The 993-nt window shown below is 41.4% G+C and carries 1 protein-coding gene; it reads right to left on the minus strand.

Annotated features, from left to right (window positions below; translation table 11 throughout):
- Positions 1 to 31: 31 nt before the first annotated feature.
- Positions 32 to 993 (minus strand): IS256 family transposase (locus BCU91_RS04920; protein ID WP_102531006.1); only part of this gene is annotated, 962 nt, incomplete at its 5' end.

A 993-nucleotide genomic window follows, 5' to 3' on the forward strand; every position in this document is an offset into this window, starting at 1 on the left:
GAGGGTGTAACAGATTCTGTGTAACTGCAATTTAGTTAATATGCTTCACAATTCTGTCTTCGAACTCAATAATAAATCGGCTCATCGCAGTACGCCAGTTTCGGATGGGCATGGTCCATTTTTTACTGGCTTCTTTTATCGCAAGGTAAATCATTTTCTTGGCCGAGTCATCATTAGGAAATACCTTACGTTTTTTCAACGCTCGTCTAATCACGCTATTTAACGACTCTATAGCATTGGTTGTGTAAATGGCCTTACGAATATCCTGAGGATAATTGAAAAACGTATTTAAGTTGTGCCAATGATTATGCCATGACTTGCTGATTTGGGGGTATTGCTCATCCCAGGTATCGCTGAAACGGTCTAATTCAAGTAAAGCTTCCTCCTCCGTTGTTGATTGGTAGATGCTTTTAAGGTCCGCAGTGACTGCCTTGTAGTCTTTCCACGATACGTACTTTAATGAATTTCTGACCATATGTACGATACAGAGCTGTACATGAGTATCTGGATAAACGGTATTGATAGCATCAGGGAAGCCTTTTAAGCCATCAACACAAGCGATGAGAATATCCTCAACGCCTCGTTGCTGTAGTTCAGTGAGGACACCTAACCAAAATTTAGCCCCTTCATTTTCAGCTATCCAAAGCCCCATTAGCTCTTTGTGACCTTCAAGGTTAATGCCTAACGCTAAGAAAATAGATTTGTTAATAACGCGCTTATCCTGACGGATTTTTACGACGATACAATCAAGGTAAACGATTGGGTAAATGGCATCTAAAGGTCGACTTTGCCATTCAATAACTTGCTCTAGAACGGCGTTGGTAACGCGAGAAACTAACGTGGGTGATATCTCTGCGCCGTACCATTCATCAAAGGCTTGAACGATATCACGAGTACTCATGCCTTGAGCGTAGAGCCACAATATTTTATCGTCCATAGAGGTAAATCTGGACTGGTGTTTTTTAACTAACTGAGGTTCGAAACTGCCTTCAC

Origin of the sequence: Shewanella sp. 10N.286.52.B9 (assembly GCF_002873635.1) — a bacterium.
GTDB lineage: Bacteria > Pseudomonadota > Gammaproteobacteria > Enterobacterales > Shewanellaceae > Shewanella.